This is a genomic window from Saccharopolyspora gloriosae, assembly GCF_014203325.1.
GTDB lineage: Bacteria > Actinomycetota > Actinomycetes > Mycobacteriales > Pseudonocardiaceae > Saccharopolyspora_C > Saccharopolyspora_C gloriosae.
Window position 1 is genome coordinate 6,513,771 of record NZ_JACHIV010000001.1, and the last position, 24,180, is coordinate 6,537,950.

General features: G+C 71.2%; 19 protein-coding genes. 12 read left to right on the forward strand and 7 right to left on the reverse strand.

Features of this window, described 5'->3' with window-relative positions; all coding sequences use genetic code 11:
- Positions 1-153: 153 nt before the first annotated feature.
- On the reverse strand, positions 154-828 hold the full coding sequence (locus BJ969_RS28325) for a response regulator (protein WP_184484074.1): 675 nt from the start codon (positions 826-828) through the stop codon (positions 154-156).
- Positions 825-2,153 (reverse strand): MacS family sensor histidine kinase, encoded by a 1,329-nt coding sequence (gene macS, locus BJ969_RS28330; protein WP_184486000.1) that lies wholly within the window; start codon positions 2,151-2,153, stop codon positions 825-827. The genes BJ969_RS28325 and macS overlap by 4 nt, the downstream gene beginning before the upstream one ends.
- A gap of 280 nt (positions 2,154-2,433) precedes the next feature.
- Here macS and BJ969_RS28335 point away from each other — a divergent pair, with 280 nt between their 5' ends.
- Positions 2,434-3,642 carry a GGDEF domain-containing protein gene (locus BJ969_RS28335; RefSeq protein ID WP_184484076.1) on the forward strand — a complete coding sequence of 403 codons (1,209 nt, stop codon included), beginning with the start codon at positions 2,434-2,436 and terminating at the stop codon, positions 3,640-3,642.
- 120 nt (positions 3,643-3,762) lie between these two features.
- On the opposite strand, the gene BJ969_RS28340 is transcribed toward BJ969_RS28335, so the two are convergent.
- Complete coding sequence (locus tag BJ969_RS28340) at positions 3,763-4,995, reverse strand: AI-2E family transporter (protein ID WP_184484078.1); 1,233 nt, start codon at positions 4,993-4,995, stop codon at positions 3,763-3,765.
- 250 nt (positions 4,996-5,245) lie between these two features.
- On the opposite strand from BJ969_RS28340, the gene BJ969_RS28345 reads away from it, so the two are divergent.
- Positions 5,246-6,307 carry a hypothetical protein gene (locus tag BJ969_RS28345; RefSeq protein ID WP_184484080.1) on the forward strand — a complete coding sequence of 354 codons (1,062 nt, stop codon included), beginning with the start codon at positions 5,246-5,248 and terminating at the stop codon, positions 6,305-6,307.
- 326 nt (positions 6,308-6,633) lie between these two features.
- A complete protein-coding gene (locus BJ969_RS28350) occupies positions 6,634-7,875 on the forward strand; it encodes a hypothetical protein (protein WP_184484082.1) in 1,242 nt (413 codons plus the stop codon).
- An 81-nt stretch (positions 7,876-7,956) separates the two neighbouring features.
- Here BJ969_RS28350 and BJ969_RS28355 read toward each other — a convergent pair whose 3' ends face one another.
- Positions 7,957-9,267 (reverse strand): glycosyltransferase 87 family protein, encoded by a 1,311-nt coding sequence (locus tag BJ969_RS28355; protein WP_343071643.1) that lies wholly within the window; start codon positions 9,265-9,267, stop codon positions 7,957-7,959.
- A 334-nt stretch (positions 9,268-9,601) separates the two neighbouring features.
- On the opposite strand from BJ969_RS28355, the gene BJ969_RS28360 reads away from it, so the two are divergent.
- Positions 9,602-10,450 carry a GGDEF domain-containing protein gene (locus BJ969_RS28360; protein ID WP_184484084.1) on the forward strand — a complete coding sequence of 283 codons (849 nt, stop codon included), beginning with the start codon at positions 9,602-9,604 and terminating at the stop codon, positions 10,448-10,450.
- A gap of 224 nt (positions 10,451-10,674) precedes the next feature.
- Here BJ969_RS28360 and BJ969_RS28365 read toward each other — a convergent pair whose 3' ends face one another.
- Positions 10,675-11,763: an inositol-3-phosphate synthase gene (locus BJ969_RS28365; RefSeq protein ID WP_184484086.1), complete on the reverse strand. Its 1,089-nt coding sequence runs from the start codon at positions 11,761-11,763 to the stop codon at positions 10,675-10,677.
- Positions 11,764-12,490: 727 nt separating this feature from the next.
- On the opposite strand from BJ969_RS28365, the gene BJ969_RS28370 reads away from it, so the two are divergent.
- From BJ969_RS28370 to BJ969_RS28380, 3 genes are all read left to right on the forward strand, one after another.
- A complete protein-coding gene (locus tag BJ969_RS28370) occupies positions 12,491-12,895 on the forward strand; it encodes a DUF5318 domain-containing protein (RefSeq protein ID WP_343071644.1) in 405 nt (134 codons plus the stop codon).
- Between the two features lie 102 nt (positions 12,896-12,997).
- Positions 12,998-16,492 carry a transglycosylase domain-containing protein gene (locus BJ969_RS30935; protein WP_221315967.1) on the forward strand — a complete coding sequence of 1,165 codons (3,495 nt, stop codon included), beginning with the start codon at positions 12,998-13,000 and terminating at the stop codon, positions 16,490-16,492.
- 79 nt (positions 16,493-16,571) lie between these two features.
- The gene (locus tag BJ969_RS28380; protein ID WP_425503588.1) at positions 16,572-18,242 is read left to right on the forward strand and encodes a glycosyltransferase family 87 protein; all 1,671 of its coding nucleotides are present in this window, start codon (positions 16,572-16,574) and stop codon (positions 18,240-18,242) included.
- On the opposite strand, the gene BJ969_RS28385 is transcribed toward BJ969_RS28380, so the two are convergent.
- Together BJ969_RS28385 and BJ969_RS28390 are read right to left on the reverse strand one after the other, a co-directional pair.
- The gene (locus BJ969_RS28385) at positions 18,218-19,600 is read right to left on the reverse strand and encodes a glycosyltransferase family 87 protein (protein WP_184484092.1); all 1,383 of its coding nucleotides are present in this window, start codon (positions 19,598-19,600) and stop codon (positions 18,218-18,220) included. The two genes, BJ969_RS28380 and BJ969_RS28385, sit on opposite strands and share 25 nt — an antisense overlap.
- A 92-nt stretch (positions 19,601-19,692) precedes the next feature.
- The gene (locus tag BJ969_RS28390) at positions 19,693-20,463 is read right to left on the reverse strand and encodes a deoxyribonuclease IV (protein ID WP_184484094.1); all 771 of its coding nucleotides are present in this window, start codon (positions 20,461-20,463) and stop codon (positions 19,693-19,695) included.
- 229 nt (positions 20,464-20,692) lie between these two features.
- On the opposite strand from BJ969_RS28390, the gene BJ969_RS28395 reads away from it, so the two are divergent.
- From BJ969_RS28395 to rplI, 5 genes are all read left to right on the forward strand, one after another.
- Positions 20,693-21,685: a hypothetical protein gene (locus tag BJ969_RS28395; protein ID WP_184484096.1), complete on the forward strand. Its 993-nt coding sequence runs from the start codon at positions 20,693-20,695 to the stop codon at positions 21,683-21,685.
- A gap of 234 nt (positions 21,686-21,919) precedes the next feature.
- A complete protein-coding gene (gene rpsF / locus BJ969_RS28400; RefSeq protein ID WP_184486008.1) occupies positions 21,920-22,285 on the forward strand; it encodes a 30S ribosomal protein S6 in 366 nt (121 codons plus the stop codon).
- Positions 22,286-22,384: 99 nt separating this feature from the next.
- A complete protein-coding gene (locus BJ969_RS28405) occupies positions 22,385-22,882 on the forward strand; it encodes a single-stranded DNA-binding protein (protein ID WP_184484098.1) in 498 nt (165 codons plus the stop codon).
- 47 nt (positions 22,883-22,929) lie between these two features.
- Positions 22,930-23,169 carry a 30S ribosomal protein S18 gene (gene rpsR / locus BJ969_RS28410; RefSeq protein WP_184484100.1) on the forward strand — a complete coding sequence of 80 codons (240 nt, stop codon included), beginning with the start codon at positions 22,930-22,932 and terminating at the stop codon, positions 23,167-23,169.
- A gap of 90 nt (positions 23,170-23,259) precedes the next feature.
- Complete coding sequence (rplI, locus tag BJ969_RS28415; RefSeq protein WP_184484102.1) at positions 23,260-23,712, forward strand: 50S ribosomal protein L9; 453 nt, start codon at positions 23,260-23,262, stop codon at positions 23,710-23,712.
- The last annotated feature ends 468 nt before the right edge of the window (positions 23,713-24,180 follow it).

Sequence of the window (24,180 nt, forward strand, 5' to 3'; positions counted from 1 at the left end):
TGGGCTACCGGCAGGGCGCGTTCGGTCACCTGCGGTGAAACGTGCTGGTGCGCAGGGGAAATCGCGGGGCTCGGCCGGGAACGACAAGACCCGGCGACCGTCGTGGTCGCCGGGTCGGGTGAATCGGGCGGGATCTTGCGGAAGGACCGCCGGTCAGTCCTGAGCGGCCTCGCCGTCCGCGTCCAGGCCGTGCTCGATGGCGTAGCGCGCCAGCTCGACGCGGTTGTGCAGCTGCAGCTTGCGCAGCGTGGACTGCACGTGGTTCTCCACCGTCCGGTGCGAGATGACCAGCTTGTTCGCGATCTGCCGTGCGGTGAGGCCCTTCGCGACCTGGCGCAGCACCTCGGTCTCCCGGTCGGTGAGCTGCGGCGCCTGCGACTCCGCGCCCGGTGAGATCGCCATCCGCCGGTACTCGCCCAGCACCAGCCCGGCGAGGCCCGCGGTGAACACGGCGTCCCCGGCTGCGGTGCGGCGCACGGCGTCCACCAGCTCGTCCACCGATGCGGACTTGACCAGGTAGCCGGAGGCGCCCGCCTTCACCGCCTCCAGCACGTCGCTGTGCTCGCCGCTGGCCGACAGCACCAGCACCCGCGTGCCGGGGATCTCCTGGGTGATCTGCCGCGAGGCGTCCACCCCGGAGGTGTCGCCGAGGTTGAGGTCCATCAGCACCACGTCGGGCCGCACGGTCCGCGCGATGCGCAGCGCGGACACCGCGTCCCCGCTGGTGGCGCGGATCTCGAAGCCGCGTTCGGCGAGATCCCGCGACACCCCGTCGCGCCACATCGGGTGGTCGTCGACCACCATCACCGACACGTGCGGCTCGGTCATCCTTCTCCTCCTCCGCGCGGTGCCGGGTCGGCTCGCCGGTCCTCCGGGGCCGTCGGTTCGGATCCCGGCGATGGGTCGGGCTGCGGGTCCGCGGTGCCTTGGGCGGCCGGTGCCGTCCGCCGGGTGAACATCCGCTTCGCCGCCGTTCTCGTCCGCCCGCTCGCCGCCCGGCCGGGCGGCGTGTTCGGGTGCGGTAACCGGATCTCCCACTCGGTGCCCTCTCCCGGCGTGGTGTCCAGGGAGATGGTGCCGCCGAGGTGGTCGACCCGGCCGCGGATGGATTGGGCCACGCCCATGCGCCCCTCCGCCGCCGCTTCGTCCAGCCTGCCTTCGGCGATGCCCGGTCCGTCGTCCCGGACACTGATCACGATCTCGTTCGGCAGCTCTTCGAGCAAGACCCATGCGCGGGCATCCGGTCCCGCGTGCCGGTCCACGTTCTCCACCGCTTCCCGCACGATCGAGAGCACGTCGGATCCGACCTGCTCCGGCAACCGGACCTCGGTGGCGGGGACGGACACCTGGACCTTGCCGGTGCGCAGCACCTGGAGGCGCGCGACCAGGTCGATCTCGCCGCCCGGATCGTGGTCCGGCGGCCCGGCCGCCACCAGCGACCGCAGCGCGATCTCCTGCTCCCCGGCGAGCCGGGCGAGTTCGGCGGCCTCGCCGCCCATCTCGACGCCGCGGTTGCGCACCCGGGCCAGCACCTGCAGCACGCTGTCGTGGATGGAGCGGGCGAGCCGTTCCCGCTCGGCGGTCGCCGCTTCGGCGCGCAACGCCTGGCTGAGCCGTTCGGTGGAGCGGCGGGCGGTGTCGGCGGCCAGGCCGAACAGCAGGCCGCAGCCGATGAGCAGCACCGCGTCCTGGAACATCAGCGGTTCGACGCTGTCCCGGATCAGGAAGTTGATCAGCGCCGAGACCGCACCGGACACGCCACCGCCGAGCCAGCCCCACTGCACCGCCGCCAGCGTCACCATCGACGGCTGCCACATGGTCGTCACCGAGGGGATGAGCGCGTTCATCTGCTCCTCGGTCATGATCAGCTCGTTGCCGAGGAACAGCGCGGAGATCAGCACCTGGTCGGCGAGCACCAGCGCGTTCGTCCGGCCCTCCCGGTGCCGGAACCGCCACACGGTGAACGCGGTCCAGCCGATCATGATCACGAGTTCGAGGGCCGCCAGCGCCGGTCGCGCGTAGTGCGGGAGCTGCATCCCGAACCACACGATCGCGTAAACGAGCCCGACGGAGCGGAAGAAGTTGTGCGCGCGCCACAACGGCGAGCGTCCATCGGCGACGCGAGGGCGTTGTGGTGGCGTGGACTTCGGCATGGCCACGGTTGCTCCTTCCCGATCGACCATCCTGCCGTATCGATCGAGTTCCGTGGCCCGATCATCGATCAACACGCTCAGTGTTTGTCGTCACCGACAGGGATTACACGAATGGAGCCAAGAGCCGGGTTTCCGGGCAAGATCAGGCTATGCCAGGCTCAGGAGAAGTAACCCGATCCGGTAGTTGGCTGAAGTACTACACCGCCATTCGCGCGCATTCCGAATGCCATCGGATCATGGCCCGCTCGCCCGTCCAGGCGAGGAAGAGACGTGAGGAATCATGGCGCCGTGGCCCTTGTGGCGGCTCCGGGCACCAGCACTCGTCTACGTGCTGCTCATCCAAGCCGTGGCCTTCGGACTGGTCGTCCTGGTGCTGTCGCTGAATTCGCCGCCCACGCTCGAGGAGTGGTTCCGGTTCGCGATGCTCGGCGGCACCGCCGCCGCGGTCATCGTCGCCACCTCCGTGTCCATCCACCTGCGCAGCGGCATCCGGCGCGACCCGTGGACGGTGCACATCGCCTACCTGGCGGCGGGCGGCCTCGCCCTGCCGCCGAAACTGCTGTTCCTGCTGCTGCTGGGGCCCGCGCTGCACGGCGTGCTGGAGGCCCGGCCCGATCCGCACCGCTGGTTGTTCGTGACGGCGGCGACGACGCTGGCGGTGTTCGCCGGCCGCGGCATCGTCGGCTGGCACGACCCCGAGTGGAACCCGCTGCTGGTGCTGCTCGGCGGCGTCGCGCTGCTGCTGGTGCGGGCGCTGGTGGTGGCCGTCGGCCTGCGGTTGCGCGAGCCCGCCGCCGCGCGCGAGGACGTGTTCGGGGACATGTTCGGGGAACCGATCGACGTGCTGCTGGGCATCGTGGCCGCGAGCTTCGGCGGGGTGCTGGGCATGGCGATGCTGCGCGAGCCGACCGTCGCCGTGCTGGGCGGGCCGGTGCTGGCGCTGCTGGACCTGGCGGGTCAGCTGCCGCACTGGCGGCGGTCGGCGCAGCGCGACGGCAAGACGGGACTGGCGAACGCGCTGCACTGGGACCGGGTCGCCCGCGTGGAGCTGCGGCGGGCCCGCTCGCGCCAGCGCGGCGCGGTGGTGCTGCTGCTGGACCTCGACCACTTCAAGCGCGTCAACGACGAGGTGGGGCACCTGGCGGGCGACGCGGTGCTGGCCGCGGTCGGGGTGATGCTGCGCGACAGCGTGCGCAAGGAGGACCTGGTGGGCAGGTTCGGCGGCGAGGAGTTCGTCGTGCTGCTCCCGAACGCCTACCTGGAAGTGGCGCACGCCGTGGCGGAGCGGGTGCGGCTGTCGACCGCGGCGCTGTCCGTGCCCACCCACGACACCTTGGGCGCGCCGCGCGAACTCGGCGGCTTGACGGTGAGCATCGGCGTGGCCACCACGACGCGATTCGGCTACGAATTGCCCGACCTGCTGGTGGCGGCGGATGCCGCGCTGCTGACGGCGAAAGCCTCCGGGCGCAATGCGGTCATGTTCGCTTGAGTTCGAGATTCTCGGCGAACGGACATTCTCACGAGTGGAATGCACGGTCGTTGAAACAGTTCGAGTCCGGGTCGAGAGGGCATCCGCCTTTTCGACCCGGACTCGTTTCGAATGTGGGGGTTATTCGACCGCGGTCGAACCGGAACCCGAATCGGTCCGGCCGGAGTCCTCGCCGGAGTCCGCCCCCGACTTCGCCGGCGCCTCGGCTCCGGAGTCGTCGCCGGAGTCCCGCGGTGGCTCCGCCTCGTGCGGATCGTTCGGATCGACCGGGGTCTGCGCCCCCTCCCCCGCGGCCAGCGAGCGGATCGCCGAGTTCAGCACCGCGACCATCGGCACCGCCAGCAGCGCACCGACGATGCCCGCGAGCACCACGCCCGCGCTGATCGCCAGCACAACCGCCAGCGCGTGCACCTGCACCGCGCGGCCCAGCAGCAGCGGCTGCAGCACGTTGCCCTCGATCTGCTGCACCAGCAGCACCACGAGCACGACCAGCAGCGCGTCCACCGGCCCGTTCGTGACCAGCGCGATCAGCACCGCGACCGAACCGGAGGCGACCGCACCGACGATCGGTACGAACCCGCCGAGGAACACCAGCGCCGCCAGCGGCAGCGCCAGCGGAACGCCGATGATCGCCAGGCCGATCCCGATGCCCACCGCGTCCGCGACGGCCACCAGCGTGGTCGCCCGCACGTAGCCGACCAGCGAGGCGAACCCGCGCACACCGGCGGTGTCGACCCGGTCCCGCACGTGGGACGGCACCAGCCCGAGCATGAACAGCCACACCCGGCGGCCGTCGTGCAGGAAGAAGATCAAGGTGAACAGCGCCAGCACGAGGCCGGTGAGGAAGTTGCCGAAGGTGGAGGCCGTGGACAGCGCCCCGCTGGTCAGCGCGGCCTGGTTCTCCTCCAGCCACTTCGCGGCCTGCCCGAGGTACTGGTCGATCTGCTCCTCGCGCAGGTGCAGCGGCCCCGACAGCAGCCAGCCCCGGATCTGCCCGAGGCTGCGCAGGATCTGCCGCTGCAGTTCGGGGAAGCCGTTGACGAACGCGTTGATCACGAAGGTGAGCACGCCGCCGACCAGCGCCAGCCCGCCGACGAGCACCACGGCGGTCGAGATCGCCCTCGGCACCCGCAGCCGCGCCAGCCAGGACACGGCGGGCGCCAGCAGCGCCGCCAGCAGCAGTGCGATGGCCACCGGGATGACCACTACGTTGAGCCTGCCGACGGCCTCGCTGAGCACGTACAACATGCCGAGCACCACCAGCAGGCGCCAGCACACGGCTGCGGTGACCCGCAGGACCAGCGGTACGTGGGTGGCGGCGTCGTCCGGCGCGGTGATCTTCGGGTTGCTCACCAGGCCACCGTAACCGCGTCGGAGCACGCTCAGGTGAGGTCGGGCCGATCTCGTGGGCACGGCGCGACGGCCGCCTGTCACCCGATCCGGGAGTGTTCGGCGAGATCACTACCTCTGCGGCGCGGCTGCTGACAGAGTGCCCGTCGGCAGTGGACGTCGATCAAGCCGCCGAACGGCTCAATTCCACCGTTCGAACGGCCGATCTCCGCGCCGAATGCATCCGCGACGGAAAGTGGAGCCGGGCCAGCAGATGTCGGACAGCCTCCGGAGAGCAGGCGGTGGTCGCGGTTGGCGGCTGCTCGCCCGAACTCTGGTCGTGGCGGGAGCCGCCGCGGCGGGGACGTCGGCGGGCTGGTTCGCCGGGCACGCCGGAGCTGACCCCGCGGTGCTCGACCTGCCCGGACCGGTGCTCGCCGCCGCGGACGACTCCGCGGGTGAGCGTGCTGCCGAGGACCGGCCGGAACCGTCCGGTTCGTCGCCGCTCCAGCGCCCCGTCGGCACCGTCGTGCACCACATCACCGAACCGCTGACCCGCGCTGCCGCGCCGGAGCCCGCCGAGGACGAGGAAGTTCCGGACGGCACCGGCTCCGCCGGCGACGGCGGAGCGGCCGGGAGCGCGCCGGGTCAGTCCGAAGTGGACACCGGGAGTCCGGAGTCCGCGGACCCCGGCCGGTTCTCGCTCGACTCCCTCGCGCCGCAGCGCCTCGTCGGCCGGGTGGCCGAGGCCGAACCCGTGACGACCGTGGTGCACGGCGCCGGTTCGCTGCTGGAACCGGTGCGCGGCGCGCTCGTCGCGGAACCTGGCGGCGAACGCCCCGGCCCGCCGCTGGGCGGGCTGACCCGGCCGGTGGCGCACGGACTGCACCAGCTGACGAGTCCACTGTGGAACCGACCGGCCCCGGAGCCGCCCGCGACCGCACCCCAGGTGCCCGTCGACGCCGCTCCCGCCGCCGAGCTCCCGCCCGCACCGCAGGAAGCACCTGCCGCGCGAGCGATCGCGCACCCGGCCGCGCCCGCGGCCGCCACGACCGCCGCGTTCACCGCCGACGACACCGGCGGTTCCGCAGCCGCGCCCGCCGCGCCGCGCCAGGACCGGCCGTGGACGCCGGGCAAAGCGGCCACCCCGCCGCTGCCCCCGGGCGGATCCACCGGGCACGCGGGCGACGGCTCCGGCGGCCCCGGCGGAGTCGGGCTGACCTGGCCGATGGCGGACGCCGCCGCGCACCTCGCGGCCCTCCGCTCGCTCGACCGGACCGCGATCGCCGCGCCCGGCAGCGCCTTCGCCGCCTCGCCCGGCGCCACCCCCGACTGATCCGCGGCGTGCGGCGCGCGTGCGCCGCAGACGACCGCACGTTGCCCCCGAGCCGCCGCGACCCCTGGTCGACATCCGATGACGGCGCGCCTCGAACCATTGCTCTTCCCGCTCGCGCGGGGGAAATATCCGAAGGAGACCGCATGCAGACTTGGGCGAAGCGAGGCGTTCGTGCCGCGCTGGTCACCGGTGGTGTGCTGGCCGTGGGAACGACCATGGCCGCAGCCGAAGGCACCGGCCCGTCCCGGCCTTCCGGAAACGGGAACCACGGCAGCCTGGGCACCCGATACGATCAGTCGCCAGCAGATCCGGGACGGGGAGATTCCGTGTTGCCCGCGTTCGACGCCGACGACGCCACTCGGCCGCACCTGGGACGAGCGTTCCCGGCGCACCGCGACGCGGACGCCGGGCGCTACCGGGCGCTGGTCCTGACCGGGAAGATCGACCCGGTGCGGGACCTGCTGCCCGCCGTCGAGCACGACATGACCCAGGAGATCCCGGTCCTGCGCGACCTGGACCGGCACGCCCCGCGGCACCCGGACATGCAGCTCGCCGGCTGGGTCGGCGACCCGGCCACCGCGCGCCCCGCGCCGAGCGACGGGCGGCACAGCCTGCGGTTCGGCAACACCGAGACGTCGCGGCACACGATGCGCACCCCGTCCGAGGGCTTCCACCGCTCGCTGAGCTGGGCCGGTCCGATCGGCGGCATCATCCGCAACGGCCACGGACACCCCGCCGAGGCGCAGGTGCCCGAGGTGACCGGCGAACTGATCACCCCGCTGGCGGACCCGGCCACGGTCGACCCCGAGGACGGCATCGTCGCCCTGTGGCACGGCGCCCTCGGCAACGGCGAAGCGGGACGCGCGACGTCCGACGCGGCCGAACCCGCCGCGACCGGCACCGGCCTGCTCGACTCCGCGGACGTCGACCTCACCTCCGGTGAGCTGCCCGGCCCGGTCACCCGGCTGCACCAGGTGCCGCCGTCGCTGCTCGCCGTCGCCCTCGCCGACGCCCCGCACGTCCCGGCCGCCCGCGCGGAGACCGTGGCGCTGCAGGTGCCCGGTGAGCACCAGGACTTCCCCGACGTGCCGCCCGCGCTGGCCGAACCGCTCGTGCTCGACGGGCCCGCGCCGCGCGACGGCGCCGACCCCGGCCTGCACGCGCCGCTGCCCGTCCTCGGCCAGCTCTCCGCGTTCGGTGGCGGTCAGCTCAGCGGCCCGACCCTCGGGCGGCTGACCGACGCGCTCGGCGAAGTGGGCCCGCGTGCCGACGACCGGCCCACGGTGTCGTTCCTCGCCGCGATCCCCCGGTTCAGCACCACGCCGGAGGACGTGCCGGTGCGCGTGGAGGTCCTCGACGAGCTCGACGCCGCCACCCCCGAGAGCCGGCGGATCCTCAGCCACCCGCTGCCGCCCGAGCCGCGGGCCGCCGCCGAACCGGCGGGCGTGGAACTGCCGGTCCTCGGCGAGCTGCCCTCGATCAGCGCGGCCCAGGGGCACACGGTCCCGATCCCCGGCATCGGCGCGCAGCGCGCCTCCGACGACACCGTCGAGTTCCAGCGCATCTGACGCACCAGCGCACCGAAACGGCCGCCGGACCACATCAGGTCCGGCGGCCGTTTCGCGTGCCGTGCGGGGTTCTCGGCCCGATCAGGCGGGAGCGGAGACCTGCGGCTCGTCCGGTTCGGGGGTCCGGCTCGCGAGCCGGTGCGAGCGCCACAGGCCGTAGGCGTAGTAGGCCAGCAGCGCCAGCCCGAAGTACACGTAGGCGTTGCCCACCAGGTGTTCCAGCACGTTCCAGCGCAGTTCCCGGCCCTTGCCCTGCGGCACCTTCCACATCGGCCCGAGGGTGAAGAACGACGCGGCCAGCCCGGACATCATCAGCAGGCCCCAGTCCTGGCGGCGCACCGCGGCCCCCGCCAGCAGCACCAGGCCGGGAATCGCCCACACCCAGTGGTGCGACCAGGAGATCGGCGAGATCATCAGCGACAGCAGCCCGTTGAGGGTCATCGCCATCGGCAGGTCCCGCTGCCGCAGCGCGTGCACCATGGCCGCGACCGCCAGCGCCAGCACCAGCAGCGCCACCACCACGAACACCATCGACACGTTGCCGACGCCCAGCTTGGTCAGCACCGACCGCACCGACTGGTTTCCGGCGTAGACCGAGGCGTTGCCGGTGAAGGTGGGGCCGAACGACACGTTCCCGGTGGCCATCACCTCGTGCAGCCAGTACCGCCGGGTGCCCTCGAAGGCCAGCACCATGCCGATCAGCACCGTGCCGAGGAAGCCCGCGATCGCCGTCGCGATCGGCTTGAAGTCCTTGCGCAGCAGGAAGAACAGCAGGAACGCGGCCGGGGTCAGCTTGATCCCGGCCGCGATGCCGATCAGCAGTCCGCGCGGGTACGGCAGCTTGCGGCCGGGTTCGGTGCGCCACAGGCAGTCCACCGCGACCAGCGCCATCAGCACCAGGTTGATCTGCGCGTAGGTGAGGGTCTCCATGACGGGCTCGGACAGCGTCGCCAGCGGCAGCACCACGGCGGTCCACAGCACGACGCGGTCCCGCTGCCCGCGCAGGAAGGTCGACGCGTTGAACACCAGGTACAAGGTCGTCAGCAGCGCGACGTGCGAGATCAGCATGATGATCACGACGGCCGGGATCTTCGGGACCAGCCCGAGCGGGCTGAACAGGATCGCGGCGAACGGCGGGTAGATGAACGGCAGCTTCAGCCCCGACTCCGTCGCGGGCAGCGGGCCGTACATGTCCTTGCCCTGCAACCAGGCGCGGGCGCCCAACCGGTAGACCTCGCCGTCGATGTGGTCGTGCGGGCTGATCGTGGAGACCATGAGCACGGCGAGCAGCTCGGCGACGCCGATCGCGATCAGCAGCCTGCGGTGCTCGTGGGCCAGTGCTCGTATCAGGTCGCCGAAGGGTCGTCGCGTCGCGTCGTCCGGTCCGCTCACGGCCACGGGGGTTCACCGTCCTGGTCATCGATGCGGGGGTGCCGCCGATCTCGAGCGGCCCGCACCAGCGTAGAGGCAGCCGGTGATCGCACCGGAGCCCGGCGGAACCGGAACGGCTCGCAGGGCGGTCCGCAATCGAAGATCATCCGTCTTCTGGACGGCTCGTTTCCCGCATCGGGTGGTCCTTTTTGGTTGACCCGGGTAGTTGCTGACGCAGCGTTATTCGCGCTCGGTAAATACCACCATTACGGGTGGTAGTGATGCTCTTGAATTCGGACCTCTCCGCAGAGGAGAGTCCAGTGGACTGCTCCGTTTGGTGGGGAGGAGGGGCCGAATGAGTGTCCTCGACGTGACCGCACCGTCCCAGCTGCCGCCGATCTGGGACGAGCTGATCACCGGGCTTACCGTGGGCGTGCTGCTCACGGACGAGCGCGGCCAGGTGCTCGCCACCAACGACGTCGCCGCGGACCTCATGCAATTGACGAAGTCCGATCTGCTCACCGGCGCGCGTCCCAGCGGCTGGAAGGTGCGCGACGACACCGGTGCGGCGATGCCGGACTGGTCCGAGCTGGCCGGGCAGGTGCTGCGCGCCGGCTCACCGCTGTCCACCCCGATGGTCGTCGAACGGGGTGGGCATCCGACCCGGCTCTGGGCCGATTACCACGCGGTGCGGGCGCAGGGGAAGCGCCGCGTGCTGATCCTGCTGCAGGCAGTGCAGACCGACGTCGGGCACAGCCGCGGCCTGCTCGACCCGCTCACCGGGTTGCCCGGCCGCGCGCTGCTGCTGGACCGCCTGGAGCAGTCCCTGGTGCGGGCTCGCACCCGCGGCATGCTCACCACGCTGGTCCTGCTCGACGTGCACCGGCTCGCGGCGTTCAACACCGAGCACGGGTTCGCCCGCGGCGACGAACTGCTCGGCACCCTCGCGGGACGGCTCCGCCAAGGCATGTCCGACGAGCACACCGTCGCCCGCTACGGCGGCGACGAGTTCGCGCTCGTGGCCGACCACCCGCACGGCAACGGCGAGGCCATCGCCCAGCAGGCCCGCCGGATGGCGAGCTGGCCGATGCGCATCGGCTCCACCCGGATCCGCCCCAACCTCCGCGTCTCCTGGGTGACCACCAACGGCAACGCCACGGCCCACGCGGTCCTCTCCAGAGCAGAACAACAACTCCAGCACTAGCACCCGGCGAGCAAAGCGAAGCCTGCCTTGCGGCCGAAGGCCGTGCCTGTACGCGCGTCAGGGCATAGCCCACGTCGAAAAGTCCTCACCGGCGGGTTCTCAGGTGGTCTCTCGCGAGGACAGCTTTTTCCCTCGTGGCGGAGCCACTTGGGAAAAAGATCCCGCAGCGAGAGACCACCTGAGGTTCCGCTACCCGGACACCCGGGCAGAACGACCGCCGGAACTCACTCCCCGCGAATAAAAGACTCAACCGCTTCGTAGGCTTCGGAGTCGGAGTACTGCTCGGGCGGCGACTTCATGAAGTACGACGAAGCGGACAGGATCGGGCCACCGATCCCCCGGTCCTTCGCGATCTTCGCCGCCCGCAGCGCGTCGATGATGATCCCCGCCGAGTTCGGCGAGTCCCACACCTCCAGCTTGTACTCCAGGTTCAGCGGCACGTCGCCGAACGCGCGCCCCTCCAGCCGGATGTAGGCCCACTTGCGGTCGTCGAGCCACGGCACGTAGTCCGACGGACCGATGTGCACGTTGCGCTTGTCGAGGTCGCGCTGGACCTGCGAGGTGACCGACTGGGTCTTGGACTTCTTCTTCGACTCCAGCCGCTCCAGTTCCTTCATGTTGAGGAAGTCCATGTTGCCGCCGACGTTGAGCTGCATCGTGCGGTCCACGTGCACGCCGCGGTCTTCGAACAGCTTCGCGAGCACCCGGTGCGTGATGGTGGCGCCGACCTGGGACTTGATGTCGTCGCCGACGATCGGCACGCCGGCCTCGGTGAACTTCGCGGCCCATTCCGGGTCGGAGGCGATGAACACGGGCAGCGCGTTGACGAACGCGACTCCGGCGTCGAGCGCGGCCTGCGCGTAGAACTTGCCCGCCTCGTCGGAACCCACGGGCAGGTACGACACCAGCACGTCGACCTCGGCGTCGCGCAGCGCCTGCGCCACGTCGACCGGGGACTCGTCGGACTCGGTGATCGTCTCGCGGTAGAACTTGCCGAGGCCGTCGTGGGTGTGGCCGCGCTGCACGGGCACGCCCAGCGGCGGCACGTCGGCGATCTTGATGGTGTTGTTCTCGCTGGCGACGATGGCTTCGGAGAGGTCCCTGCCGACCTTCTTCGCGTCCACGTCGAACGCGGCCACGAACTGGACGTCGCGCACGTGGTACTCGCCGAACCGGACGTGCATGAGGCCGGGCACGCGGGCGTCCGGGTCGGCGTCGGCGTAGTACTGGACGCCCTGCACCAGGGATGCGGCGCAGTTGCCCACGCCGGCGATCGCCACTCGAACCGCGCCCTCGCGACGGTCTGTGCTCATGGCAGGGTCCTCCTTGTTGATCATGTGTAGTCCTTCTTCTCGCTCATCCGCGCTTGGAGACCGCCGACGTGCGCGCGGGTCGTGAGGGGAGAGCGACGACGTCGGCGTTCTCCCCTCGGCAAGCCGTTGACCGGTGCCGCGTGGTCACCGCGGGCTCCCGCCGCCCTCCGGTGACCGGCGCGCGCACCGGTCTCCCCTGCGACAACCGCCGGTCGGCGCGCGCTGTTCCCGGAAATCGGGGGCTGTTCGCCGGGATCGGCCGGAATCGTCCGATCCGTCCCGTGCCATCGGTCACGTTCGCCGAGCGGCGGGCGGTGCGCCGAGCTCCGCGCGGCTCGGGACCGGTCCGATTGGTCCCGAAACCTGCGCCGCTGCCGAGTTTCAAGATCAACCCGGCGTGCGGGCGCGGAGCGGGTGTCGGGTAGAACATCCTGCAGCGCGACACCCGGCGGTCGCGGCCGTCCGGAGGGCGTCGTCGCAGTTCGGGCCCGGTCGGCCGGGCGTGCTGCGGGATCTCGGGCATGGCGAGTTCGCGCACCCGCACCTCCCGCGCTCGAGCCGTCCCAGCCGTACTTGCCCGAGAAAGGAGTATATCTTCGGCCCTCCCCTGGTCATCCCAGGTCGAGACCAACCTCGCTGCTGACGACATCCCAGGTCACGCGACGGAAGCAGGCCCTGCCCCTAACGGCGCATGGAGCACCGGCATCGGACACGTACCCTGTTCCTCGTGCGGACCCAACGGCAAGTGGTGGATTACGCGTTGCAGCGCAGGTCGCTGCTCGCGCAGGTCCACGCTGGTCGAGTCGGGGTGACAGAGGTCTGCGATGCCAATCCGTACCTGCTGCGGGCGGCGAAGTACCACGGTCAGCCCAGCGAGGTCCCCTGCCCGGTCTGCCGCAAGGAACCCCTCACGCTGGTCTCGTGGATCTTCGGCGACGAGCTCAAGCACGCGTCGGGCTCCGCCCGAGGTCCTGACGAGCTGGAACGGTTGGCGGGCCTGTTCGCTGAGTTCACCGTGCATGTCGTCGAGGTTTGCCGCACATGCAGTTGGAACCACCTGGTGCAGTCATACGTCCTCGGAAACGGCGACTTGAACAATCGCCGCCCACGGCGCAAGACTGCGGCCGAGTGAACCGGCCGTGACCGCAAGAAGCACCGCCCCGCAGGATGCGGGGTTACCCCGACGTGAATGCATCACCTGGCGTCGCACGACGCCTGTCCTGGAGGCCAACTCGTGAACGACGAGCGTGACGACCCAGCTCGTGGCCGCCACTCCCGGCAGCCCGAAGGTCGCAACCCCGGTTCCCCCGACGACCGGGCCACGCCCCCCACGTCCCGGCAGCAGGCTCCGCGCTCGCAGGGGCCGCCGCCTTCGGGCGGCACGCCGCCGGGCGCTCGGCCGCCCGGACCGCAGAACCAGAACCCCGCGCCGCCCGGCGGTCAGCGACCCGGTGGGCAGCAGCAGCGCCCGCAGGGGCCGCCGCCCGGCGCGCCGCAGAACCCCCCGCCGGGGCGCGGCGCCGGGCAGCGGCCCGCGGGCCCACCGCCCGGCCAAGGTCAGGGCGGCGCCCAGCAGCGGCCGGGTGAGGGCACGCGCCAGCAGCCTCCGCCCGGACGGCCCCGCCAGGGCGGCGACCAGCCGCAGTGGCCCGGCGAGAGCGCGCCGCCGCGCGGATCGGGCAAGGACGCCGAGGCTCCGAGCGAGCAGACCGGCGCCTGGACCCCGTCGTTCGACGACGAGGACGACGCGCCCACCGGCAAGCGCGCCGCCGCGGACTCCGGGGAGAGCGGTCGCAAGCTCGACCTGCCCACCTCGTTCACGAAGCAGCCGCCGCCCGCACCCGACCAGCGCGCGCAGCGCCAGGCCGGTGCCGGGCAGCAGGGACAGCCCGGCTCTCAGCAGTCCGGTGCCGCTCAGCAGCCCGGTTCGCCGCAGCAGCCCGCGTCGCCGGATCAGCAGAGCACCCAGCAGTTCGAGCCGCAGCGCCCCGGCCAGCAGCCGACGCGGCAGGTGCCCCCGCCCGGTCAGCAGAGCACCCGGCAGGTCCCGCCGCCGCCCGGCAGGCCCTCGCAGGCCGCCGTGCCTCCCGGTGAGCGGCCCACCGAGAACATTCCGCAGACCCCCGGCGACGGCAAGGACCAGGGCCGCGGCCGTGGTCGTGGAGCCGCCGCGGCCGGTGGCGTCGTGGGTGGGGTGGCCGGTGCCGCCGCGCTCGGCGGAGCCGCCGCTGCCGCAGGTGGCGGTGCCGCCGGTGGAGCCGCGGGTGCCGCCGGAGCCGGTGCCGCCGGTGCCGCGGGCATGGGCGCGGGCAGCGGTGCCTCCGGCAACGACGCCCCGCGCGAACCACAGCTGCTGACCCACGAGGCCACGCAGAGCTCCTACGACTACTACTCGTCCGACCCGTACTCCGAGGGTGGCCGGTACGACGACTACGACGACGGCTACGACGACGGCCGGTACGGGGACGGCGGGCATGGCGATGACGGGTACGGCCCCGACGACGAGCTGCTCGACCCGGACGACGAGTTGAGCGCCCGCAAGGCCAAGCGCAAGGTGATCTGGCGTCGCATCCGCCGCAGCTGCTACGTCGCCGCGGCGGCGATGCTGCTGATCGGCATCGGCACCTTCGCCTACGGCTACGCCATGTGGCCGGTGCCGAACCCCGAGGAGATCGCCAGCAAGACCGAGCAGACGATCACGATCAACTACTCGAACGGCCAGGAGCTCACCCGGGTGGAGCCCGAGGGCGGTTCGATGACGATGATCCGGGACCTCGACGCCGAGGTCTCGAAGCCGATGCGGGACGCGACGGTCGCGGCCGAGGACGCCACCTTCTACACCAACCCCGGCTTCTCGATCCGCGGCATCATGGTCGCCGTCTACAACCAGATCGCCGGTGGCGCCGGTGGTGGTTCCACGCTGACCCAGCAGTACGTGAAGCTGGCGCTCGACGCGGACGAGTACTCGATCACTCGTAAGGTCAAGGAAGTCGTCGTCGCCTACAAGGTGACCAACCAGCAGTCGAAGGACGACATCCTCAAGGCGTACATGAACACCGCCTACTACGGCCGCGGTGCCAACGGCATCCACGCCGCGGCGGAGGCGTACTTCGGCAAGCTGCCGAAGGACCTGAACCCGAGCGAGGCCGCGGTGCTCGCCGGCATGGTGCAGCGCCCCACCGACAACGACCCGAGGGTCGACCAGGAGCAGGGCCAGTGGCGCTGGACCTACGTCGCCGACCAGATGTTGAAGAACAACTTCGTCACCCAGGACGTCCGCGCGGGCATGGCGCTGCCGGAGACCCGGGAGCGCGACGCGTGGAAGAGCAAGCCCGACGGCAACGCCTCCCAGCTGCACATCCGCAAGCAGGTCCTCGCTGAGCTGGAGCGGGAAGGCTACGACGAGCAGGCGCTGACCCTCGGCGGCTACACGATCACCACGACCATCGACCCGGCCGCGCAGAAGAGCGCGGAGGACGCGGTCACCAAGGTGCTCAACGGCCAGCCGCAGAACCTGCGCACCTCGCTGGTCGCGGTCGACCCGAAGACCGGTGGCGTCCGCGCCTACTACGGCGGTGGCAACGAGGTGTACTTCGACTACGCCGACTCGCCGCAGCCGCCGGGTTCGTCGTTCAAGCCGTTCGTGGTGATGGCCGGTCTGGAGAAGGACTACGGCATCGGCGAGTACTACGACGGCAGCGACCACCAGGAGATCCTGGGCACCACGTTCGGCAACGCTCCCGGTTCGGTGTGCGACAACCCGAAGTACTGCGGTGTCCGCGAGGCCATGGACAAGTCGGTGAACACCGTCTTCGTGCGCATGGCGGAGAAGTTCGGGACGCCGTCGGTGCGGGAGGCCGCGATCCAGGCGGGCATCCCGGCCGAGTACAACGGCGAGCCCACGCTGCAGAACCCCGAGGGCGGTGTCGACGCCGGCATCGCGCTGGGCGCCTACCCGGTGCGGACCGTCGACATGGCCGCTGCCTACGCCACGTTCGCGAACGAGGGCAAGCAGGTGCACCCGCAGTTCGTGCAGAAGATCCAGAACGCGGTCAAGACCGAGGAGTTCGCTCCGGAACCCTCCAAGCCCGCGTTCGCGGACAGCGCCTCCGAGAGCAAGAACCTCGCGGCGAACGTCATCGAGTCGATGCTCGGTGTCGCCGACCGGGCCAAGCTGTCGCTGAACAAGGACCGGCCGGTGGCGGCGAAGACCGGTACGCACCAGTACTTCGACACCGAGAAGAACCAGAACGCCTGGATGATCGGCACCACGCCGCAGCTGTCCGCGGCGGTCGGCATGCTCGCCGACCAGGACGGCAAGCCGATTCCGGTGGAAGAAGCCAGCGGCAAGATCATCTACGGCAGCGGCCTGCCAGGTGACATCTGGCAGGAGTTCATGAACAGCTACCACCAGAACCTCCCGGTGGAGCAGTTCCCGAAGCCGTCCCCGATCGGCCAGTTCGAGCAGAAGCTGCCGCCGACGCCGACGACGACGAGCGCGCCGCCGCCCCCGCCGCCGACCTCGGCACCGCCGGAGACGTCCACGCAGCCGCCGACCAGCAGCGAGAGCGAGACCTCGGAGAGCGAGTCGGAGAGCTCCGACCCGTCCGGCGACTGCGGTTGGCTCGGTTGCCCGCCCGGCAGCGGCAACGACGAGGACGGTCCCGGCAACGACGGTCCGGGCGGCGCGAACGGCGTGGCCCCGACCCGCGGCCGCGACGGAGAATGATCCCGGCCCGCACCGGGTGGCTCGCGGAGCCACCCGGTGCGGGCGTGGGGGAACCACTCGAACGCCGTAGCATCCGGGCGTGTCCACCAAGCCCGAGCACGCCGTCACCGAGCCCGAGGAGCCCGACAAGGTGAGCGCGGCAGTGGACGGCGACTCGCTGGACGCGGCCGACCGGGTCGCACCGACCTGGACCGAGCCCCTCGCGGCGGCGTTGTCCCGCCCCCTCGGCGGCCCCCTCGGACGGCACGCGCAGGTCGGCAGGCAGTGGTTCTGGACCCCGCTGCGCGTGCTGCTGCTGCTGGCGATGATCACCCTCGCCGCGGCGTGGCTGTTCAAGGCGCCGTGCCTGCAGACCTACGACACCTCGCAGGGCACCCAGCTGGACTGGCGGGCGAACCGCCAGTACACGGCGATGTGCTACTCCGACATCATCCCCCGCTTCGGCATGGGCGACCTGGCCCCGGACGGGGTGTTCCCGTACAAGACGCCGTGGACGCAGAGCCCCGGAGCGGCGCCGCAGGACAAGCAGTACATGGAATATCCGGTGGTCACCGGCGTCTTCCAGTGGCTCAACGCGAAGATCACCGACGGCTGGGCGACGCTGGCGGGGATGGGCCTGCTGCCCGCGGCGATGATCACCGTCCTGTACTTCAACGTCACCGCCTTCTGGCTCACCGGGGCCTGGCTCGTCGCCGTGTGGGCGGTCATGGGACTGGCGGGCCGCCGGGTGTGGGACGCGGCGCTGGTGGCGCTGAGCCCGCTCGTGTTCGTGCACGCCTTCACCAACTTCGACACGCTCGCCGCCGCGTTCGCCGTCGGCGGCCTGCTGGCGTGGTCCCGGCGACGACCCTGGCTCGCCGGGGTGCTCATCGGCCTCGGCGGCGCGGCGAAGCTGTACCCGCTGCTGTTCCTCGGCCCGCTGCTGGTCCTCTGCCTGCGGTCCGGGCGGATGCGCGCGGGCGGGCGCGCTCTCGCGGGCGCGGTCGCCGCGTGGCTCGTCGTGAACCTGCCGATCCTGCTGCTCTACCCCGTCGGCTGGGGCGAGTTCTACCGGCTCAACGCCTCGCGCGCCGCCGACCCCGACTCGCTCTACAACGCGCTGTCCTACTTCACCGGCTGGGCCGGATTCGACGGGCCGCTCGCCGCCGGGCAGACGCCGGTGGTGCTCAACGCGGTGTCGCTCGGGCTGTTCGCGCTGGCCTGCGCCGTGATCGGCTGGCTGGCGCTGGCCGCGCCGGTGCGGCCCCGGCTGGTGCAGCTGTGCTTCCTGGTCGTGGCCGCGTTCCTGCTCACCAACAAGGTGTGGAGCCCGCAGTACTCGCTGTGGCTGGTGCCGCTGGCGGTGCTGGCCGTGGCGCGCTGGCGCTGGGTGCTGACCTGGATGATCGTCGACGCCGCGGTGTGGGCGCCGCGGATGTACTACTACCTGGGCACCGGCAACAAGGGCCTGCCCGAGGGCTGGTTCCTCGGCGCCGTGCTGATCCGCGACCTCGTGGTGATCGCGCTGTGCGCGCTCGTCGTGCACGAGATCCTGAACCCGGCCACCGACCGGGTGCGCCGCGCGCTGGACCCCGCGGGTTCGCGCGGCCGGGCGGCGGTGGACGACCCGTCGGGCGGCTTCCTCGACGCCGCGCCGGACCGGGTCACGCTGCCGTGGCCGCGCGGCGCGGCGCAGCGCATCGGCGGCTGGGCGCGCACCGTCGGCGGACCCGTCGGCTCACGCGCTCAGCACGGGGAGCGCGTCGGCTGATCCGCAATCGGCGCGGCGGTGCGCTCGTCCTCGTCGACGGTGGACCTCGCGCCCAGGAACGCCGGGAACAAGCCGACCAGCAGCGCCGCCCGGCCCCAGACCCCGATCATCAGGGCCTGCGCCGTGAACCCGTCGCCGATCCCGTTCGACTCGCCCAGCCACCGGAAGATGCTGATGCCCATCGCCAGATCGGCCAGCAGGTACGCGGCGATCCAGCCCCAGCGCACCCGCAGCAGCACGAAGAACGGCAGCAGCCACAACGTGTACTGCGGCGAGTGCACCTTGTGCAGCAGCAGGAATCCGCACAGCATCGCCGCCGATACCTGGATCCACGGGTAGGTCCCGGTCCGCCGCTGCACCCACCGCCCTGCCAGGCACGCGGCGGCGAACGACAACAGCATCGCCACCGGGGAGACGACGCTCATCGCCTCCTGGAACCCGTCGACGTCGGCGAAACCGCGCGATCCCCAGTACCAGATGGAGTTCGTGCTCAGGTCGACGTCGCGGTCCGACTGGAACTGGAACGAGGCCCACCAGCCGCGGAACCCGGCGAGCGCGAACGGCAGGTTCGCCAGCACCGCCGTTCCCGCCGCGGCCGCCACGACGGCGAGCGCACCGCGCACGTCGACCCGCTTGCCCGCGGGCAGCGCCGCCCCGTCCCGGCCGCCGGTGAGCACGAACAGCGCCAACGGCAGCACGAACAGGCCCGGGTAGATCTTGAACGCGAACCCGGCACCGAGCAGCACCGCGCCCTGCACCGCCCGGCGCCGCGGGCAGGTCCCGCCGCGGTGCACCACGAGCACCGCCGCGACCGCGCACGCCACCACCGGCAGGTCCCAGTTGTGGAACGCGTAGAGCACCAGCGGCGGGCTCAACGCCCACAGCAACGCCCGCCACCCGCTCAACCGGCCCAGCCACCACGCCACCGCCAGCCCGAACGGAGCCATGATCAGCGCGGACGCGGCGAGGAACCCGGCGTCGGTGTCCACGAACACCGCGCCCAGCCAGATCAGCAACCCGGACAGCACCGGGTACTCCACGACGCCGCCGTAGAGCGAGCCGTCCTCGTCGATCCCGCCGTGCACGTACGGGAAGACGTGCCGGTCGATGTCCCGGCCGACCCACAGGTTCTGGATGTCGGAGTAGCAGGCCTCGGTGTAGGCGCGTTCCTGGTACGCCGGTTCGGACCGGCCCCACTCGTTGAACTCGGGGCCGGTGCAGCGAGCCTTGTTCGCATAGCCCGCCGCCAGCGTCAACGCGGTGATCAGGCATAACAGCGCCAGTGCCGCGAAGGTGAGGCGCCGCCCGGCGTTCCAGGGACCGTCGGCCGCCGGTTCGGCCGGGAGCTGCTCGCGCATCGGTGTCCTTCCCCGCCGGGTCCGGTCCGCGATGCGTCCGCGCCGAGTGGAGCCGCGCGTCGCGTTCCGCCGACCCTAGCGGCCGGTCCCGATCAACCGCGCACCTTGTCGCGGAGGTAACCGATGTCGTCGGCCTGGCCGTCCCCCGGCGTCTCCACCACGACCGGCGCGTCCGCCGTGTCGCACACCGCGACCAGCACGTCCGGGTCGATCTCGCCCGCGCCGATGTTGGCGTGCCGGTCCCGGGAGGAACCGAACGCGTCGCGCGAGTCGTTGAGGTGCACCAGGTCGATGCGGCCGGTGATCGACCGCACCCGCTCGGCGATGCCCGGCAGGTCCTCCCCCGCGGCGTGCGCGTGGCAGGTGTCCAGGCAGAACCCGGCGCCGAACTCGCCGACCGCGTCCCACAGGCGGGAGAGCATGTCGAAGCGGCGGGCCATGGCGTTGGCACCGCCTGCGGTGTTCTCGATCAGCACCGGGACCGCGAAGCCGCCCTCGTCGGCCTGGCGCTCGAACAGCTTGCGCCAGTTCGCGATGCCCTCGGCCGGGTCGTCGTCCTTGGTGACGTGCCCGCCGTGCACGACCAGGCCTCGCGCGCCGACCTCGGCGGCGGCCTTCGCCTGCTGCGCCACGGACTTGCGGGAGGGGATGCGGATCCGGTTGTTCAACGAGGCCACGTTGATCACGTACGGCGAGTGGATGAACACCTCGAGGTCGCTGTCGCGCAGCTCGGCGGCCTGCGGGTGCGGTTTCGGGGCTTTCCAGCCCTGCGGGTCGGACAGGAAGAACTGCACGACCTCCGCGCCCCGCTCCGCGGCCGCGGTGATCGGATCGTCGTCCCGGACGTGAGCCCCAATGCGCATTCCCGCAGCTTAACCGCCGGGGCGGGGCCTCCTCGTCCGGCGGGTGCGGGGCACGGCGGCGCGGGCTCCGCGCTCGGCGGGCTGATCGGGTTTCTCGATCGATCCGGTTTCCCAAGATGCGGATTCTGCGAAGTTTTCATGTGCAGGCCGTCACCATTGCCATGGTTCACACGTTATTTTCCTTAGAAGAGTGAACGGGTGTCACGGGGTCGTGAAGCGGGGAGGAACCATGAGTGACGAAGGCATGCGTCCTGATCGGGGTCCGTCGTCCCAGGTCAACCCGTTGATCCGCAGAAGCCGCGCGAGCCGGTCCGGCCTCGGCCGGGTGCTCGCGGCGGGCACCGTCGGCGCTCTGGTCACCGCGAGCAGCCTGCTCGGCGCCGGCAGCGCGAGCGCCGCCGGTTCGGTCGTCGTCGAGAAGTGCGGCGGGACGACCGACAGCACCGAGTTCGGCCAGAACATCCTCGCCTCCCCCGCCACGCTGGACGACAAGGTGCACCAGGCGACGCTGCTGGTGTTCCCGTTCGGCTTCGACGTCGCCGACCAGGCGAAGCAGGAGTTCGCCGGGACCGGCGCGATCTCGCTGGGCACGGTCACCGAGGAGACCCAGAAGTTCAGCGGCAAGAGCCTCGCCCAGTCGTTCACCCCGCAGATCGACGGCCTGTCGTCGTTGCAGGGCCGCGGCGCCGAGGTGAGCAAGCACGTCCGCAACCTCGCCGCGCTCGGCTGCTTCGGCGCGAAGGTCACCGGGCAGGAGCAGCCCCCGCCGCCGCCCCCGTCCCCGGAGCCCGAGCCCACCGAGCCGTCGGCGCCGCCGTCCAGCGGTCAGCCGAACGAGCCGGGCGTGCAGCCGACCGCGCCGGGATCGGCCGTGCCGAGCGGCCCCGGGTACGGGACGGGCGCCCCGGTCGTCGTCGTGCCGCCGAGCTACGCCTCCGGCGCTCCCGGCATGCCCGGTGCGCTGCCGCCGTGGGCGCAGGCCCAGTTCGGCGCGGTGCCCGGGTTCACGCCGAACGTCGGCGACCTGCGCGAGCAGGCCGCGGCGCAGGAGAGGGAACGGGCCGAGCTGGCCGCGCAGGAAGAGGTCCGCGCCGCAGGCAAGGCGGAGGCGCTGCCGATGGGGCAGGGCAACCGGGTGGCGCTGCCGGTGCTGATCGCCGCGATCTCGTTGGCGGGCGTGACCGCCGCGCTGGTGCGCACCTGGGTGCTGCGCCGCGCCTGATCCCGCGCGGCGATCCGCGCGCGGGTCGCCGAATGCGTCGTGAAGATCGAATTCGACATTTCCGCTCCTCGCGATCGGAAATGTCGAATTCATCGTTTCCGCTCGTTCCGGCGGACGTTCGGCACCCGGCTCTCCAGGTCGTCGGACCAGGTTGCTAGCCTTGTCGAGTTCGTGAACGACCCTCCTGCCACGGAAAGTCCGTGGCCGTGAGTCCACAGGAGGTGAGTGGTCTTCATGCGTCATTACGAGCTCATGGTCATCCTCGACCCGAGCCTGGACGAGCGCACTGTGCCTCAGTCCCTGGAAAACTTCCTCAAGGTCATCCGCAACGACGGTGGCAGCATCGAGAAGCTCGATGTGTGGGGCCGTCGTCGCCTCGCCTTCGAGATCGAGAAGCAGGCCGAGGGCATCTACGTCGTGGTCGACCTCAACAGCGAGCCGGCCTCGGTCAAGGAGCTGGACCGCCAGCTGAACCTGAACGAGACGGTGCTGCGCACCAAGGTGCAGCGGCGCATCGCCGAACCGCGCAAGGCGGCCCGCGTCGCCCGTGCGGCGGCGAAGGCGACCAAGCACGCCAACCGCTCCGAGGCCTCGGCCTGAGCGACCGCGACCGGATCTTCCCGGTTCGCAGGCAGGCGATCCGTACTCAGGTGACCCGCATTTCAAGAGACCTCGCATGTCAAGGACGGAGTCCAGGCGATGGCCGGTGAAACGGTAATCACGGTGGTCGGCAACCTCACCGCCGACCCGGAACTGCGCTTCACGCCCTCCGGCGCGGCCGTGGCGAACTTCACGATCGCCTCGACCCCGCGCACCTTCGACCGCCAGTCCGGCGAGTGGAAGGACGGCGAGGCGCTGTTCCTGCGCTGCAACATCTGGCGTCAGGCCGCGGAGAACGTGGCCGAGACGCTGACCCGCGGCATGCGGGTCGTGGCGCAGGGCCGGTTGCGCCAGCGTTCCTTCGACACGAAGGAAGGCGAGAAGCGCACCGTCGTCGAGCTCGAGGTCGACGAGATCGGGCCAGCCCTGAAGTACGCGACCGCCAAGGTGAACAAGGTCAGCCGCAGCGGTGGCGGCGGCGGTGGTTTCGGTGGCGGCGGTGGCGGTGCGTCCGCGCCGCCCGCCGACGACCCGTGGGGTTCGGCTCCGCCCGCCGGTTCTTCCGGTGGCGGATTCAGCGACGAACCGCCGTTCTGACGCCCGCGCGCTCACTCGACTCGTATTAGCTTTTCAGGAGGAAGACCATGGCCAAGGCGCCTGTGCGCAAGCCGAAGAAAAAGGTCTGCGTGTTCTGCAAGGACCGCGCGGCGCAGAGCATCGACTACAAGGACACGACGCTGCTGCGGAAGTACATCTCCGACCGCGGCAAGATCCGTGCCCGTCGGGTGACCGGCAACTGCAGCCAGCACCAGCGCGACGTCGCCATCGCGGTGAAGAACGCCCGCGAGATGGCGCTGCTGCCCTACACCTCGACCGCCCGCTGATTCGAGACCGCTCATCCGCTCCGCGCCGCCACGTGCCGCGCGGATCCGGATGCCCGCGGCCTCGTGAGAGACGCTAGAAGGAGACACGTCGTGAAGATCATTCTGACTGCTGACGTGACCGGCCTGGGCGAGTCGGGTGACATCGTCGAGGTCAAGGACGGCTACGCACGCAACCTGCTGCTGCCGCGTGGCCTGGCGATCGTCGCCACCAAGGGCGCGCAGAAGCAGGTCGAGACGATCCGTCGCACCCAGGAGGCGCGCCGGGTTCGCAACCTGGAGCACGCGCAGGAGCTGAAGGCCCAGCTGCAGGAGCTCGGAGCGGTCACGCTGACCGCGAAGGTCTCCAAGCAGGGCAAGCTGTTCGGCTCGATCACCGCCGCCGACGTCGTGGCCGCGGTGCGCAAGGCCGGTGGCCCGAACCTGGACAAGCGTTCGGTGGACCTGCGCGGGCACATCAAGGACCTCGGCAAGCACGGCGTCGAAGTCCGGCTGCACCCCGACGTCAAGGCGTCGGTGAACGTCCAGGTGTCGGCCGCGAGCTGACCTGGCACGCATTCGGTGGACGGAAGTCCGGGCGCTGGCCCGGACTTCCGGTTCCGGTCGCTGATCCCGTTCGCCCCGGTTTCCGGGGCGGGCCGGATCAGCGTTCCGCGTGGTGCCGGGCGATCGACCCGCGAGTCCGTTCCGCCGCGCGGTGTCCGGCTGCTTCGGCCGTGACCACGGTGATCACCTGATCGTCGGCTTGACGGTCACGGAAATGGTTCGTGTGCCATCGAGCTCGACACGCCGAACAGGCAACTTCCCGGGGACACGCCGGGAGTTTTTCAACAGTTTTTTCCACAAGTAGTCCACATGGGATGACCTGCGCTTTTCGGATGATCTTGGTCGGTTGTCCCCAGGTTGTCCCCATCGGTTCCACCGAGTTGTCCCCAGGTATCTCCAACCTGTCCCCAGGTATCCACAGGTTGTCCCGATGCTTGTCCACAGCTCGGTTTGCTTGGTCCATGCGGG

Excerpts from the sequence above, each read along its gene's own strand:
- BJ969_RS28325 (WP_184484074.1), bottom strand. The coding sequence starts at position 828 with ATGACCGAGCCGCACGTGTCGGTGATGGTGGTCGACGACCACCCGATG.
- macS (WP_184486000.1), bottom strand. The coding sequence starts at position 2,153 with ATGCCGAAGTCCACGCCACCACAACGCCCTCGCGTCGCCGATGGACGC.
- BJ969_RS28335 (WP_184484076.1), top strand. The coding sequence starts at position 2,434 with ATGGCGCCGTGGCCCTTGTGGCGGCTCCGGGCACCAGCACTCGTCTAC.
- BJ969_RS28345 (WP_184484080.1), top strand. The coding sequence starts at position 5,246 with ATGTCGGACAGCCTCCGGAGAGCAGGCGGTGGTCGCGGTTGGCGGCTG.
- BJ969_RS28360 (WP_184484084.1), top strand. The coding sequence starts at position 9,602 with ATGAGTGTCCTCGACGTGACCGCACCGTCCCAGCTGCCGCCGATCTGG.
- BJ969_RS28365 (WP_184484086.1), bottom strand. The coding sequence starts at position 11,763 with ATGAGCACAGACCGTCGCGAGGGCGCGGTTCGAGTGGCGATCGCCGGC.
- BJ969_RS28385 (WP_184484092.1), bottom strand. The coding sequence starts at position 19,600 with ATGCGCGAGCAGCTCCCGGCCGAACCGGCGGCCGACGGTCCCTGGAAC.
- BJ969_RS28390 (WP_184484094.1), bottom strand. The coding sequence starts at position 20,463 with ATGCGCATTGGGGCTCACGTCCGGGACGACGATCCGATCACCGCGGCC.
- BJ969_RS28395 (WP_184484096.1), top strand. The coding sequence starts at position 20,693 with ATGAGTGACGAAGGCATGCGTCCTGATCGGGGTCCGTCGTCCCAGGTC.
- rpsF (WP_184486008.1), top strand. The coding sequence starts at position 21,920 with ATGCGTCATTACGAGCTCATGGTCATCCTCGACCCGAGCCTGGACGAG.
- BJ969_RS28405 (WP_184484098.1), top strand. The coding sequence starts at position 22,385 with ATGGCCGGTGAAACGGTAATCACGGTGGTCGGCAACCTCACCGCCGAC.
- rpsR (WP_184484100.1), top strand. The coding sequence starts at position 22,930 with ATGGCCAAGGCGCCTGTGCGCAAGCCGAAGAAAAAGGTCTGCGTGTTC.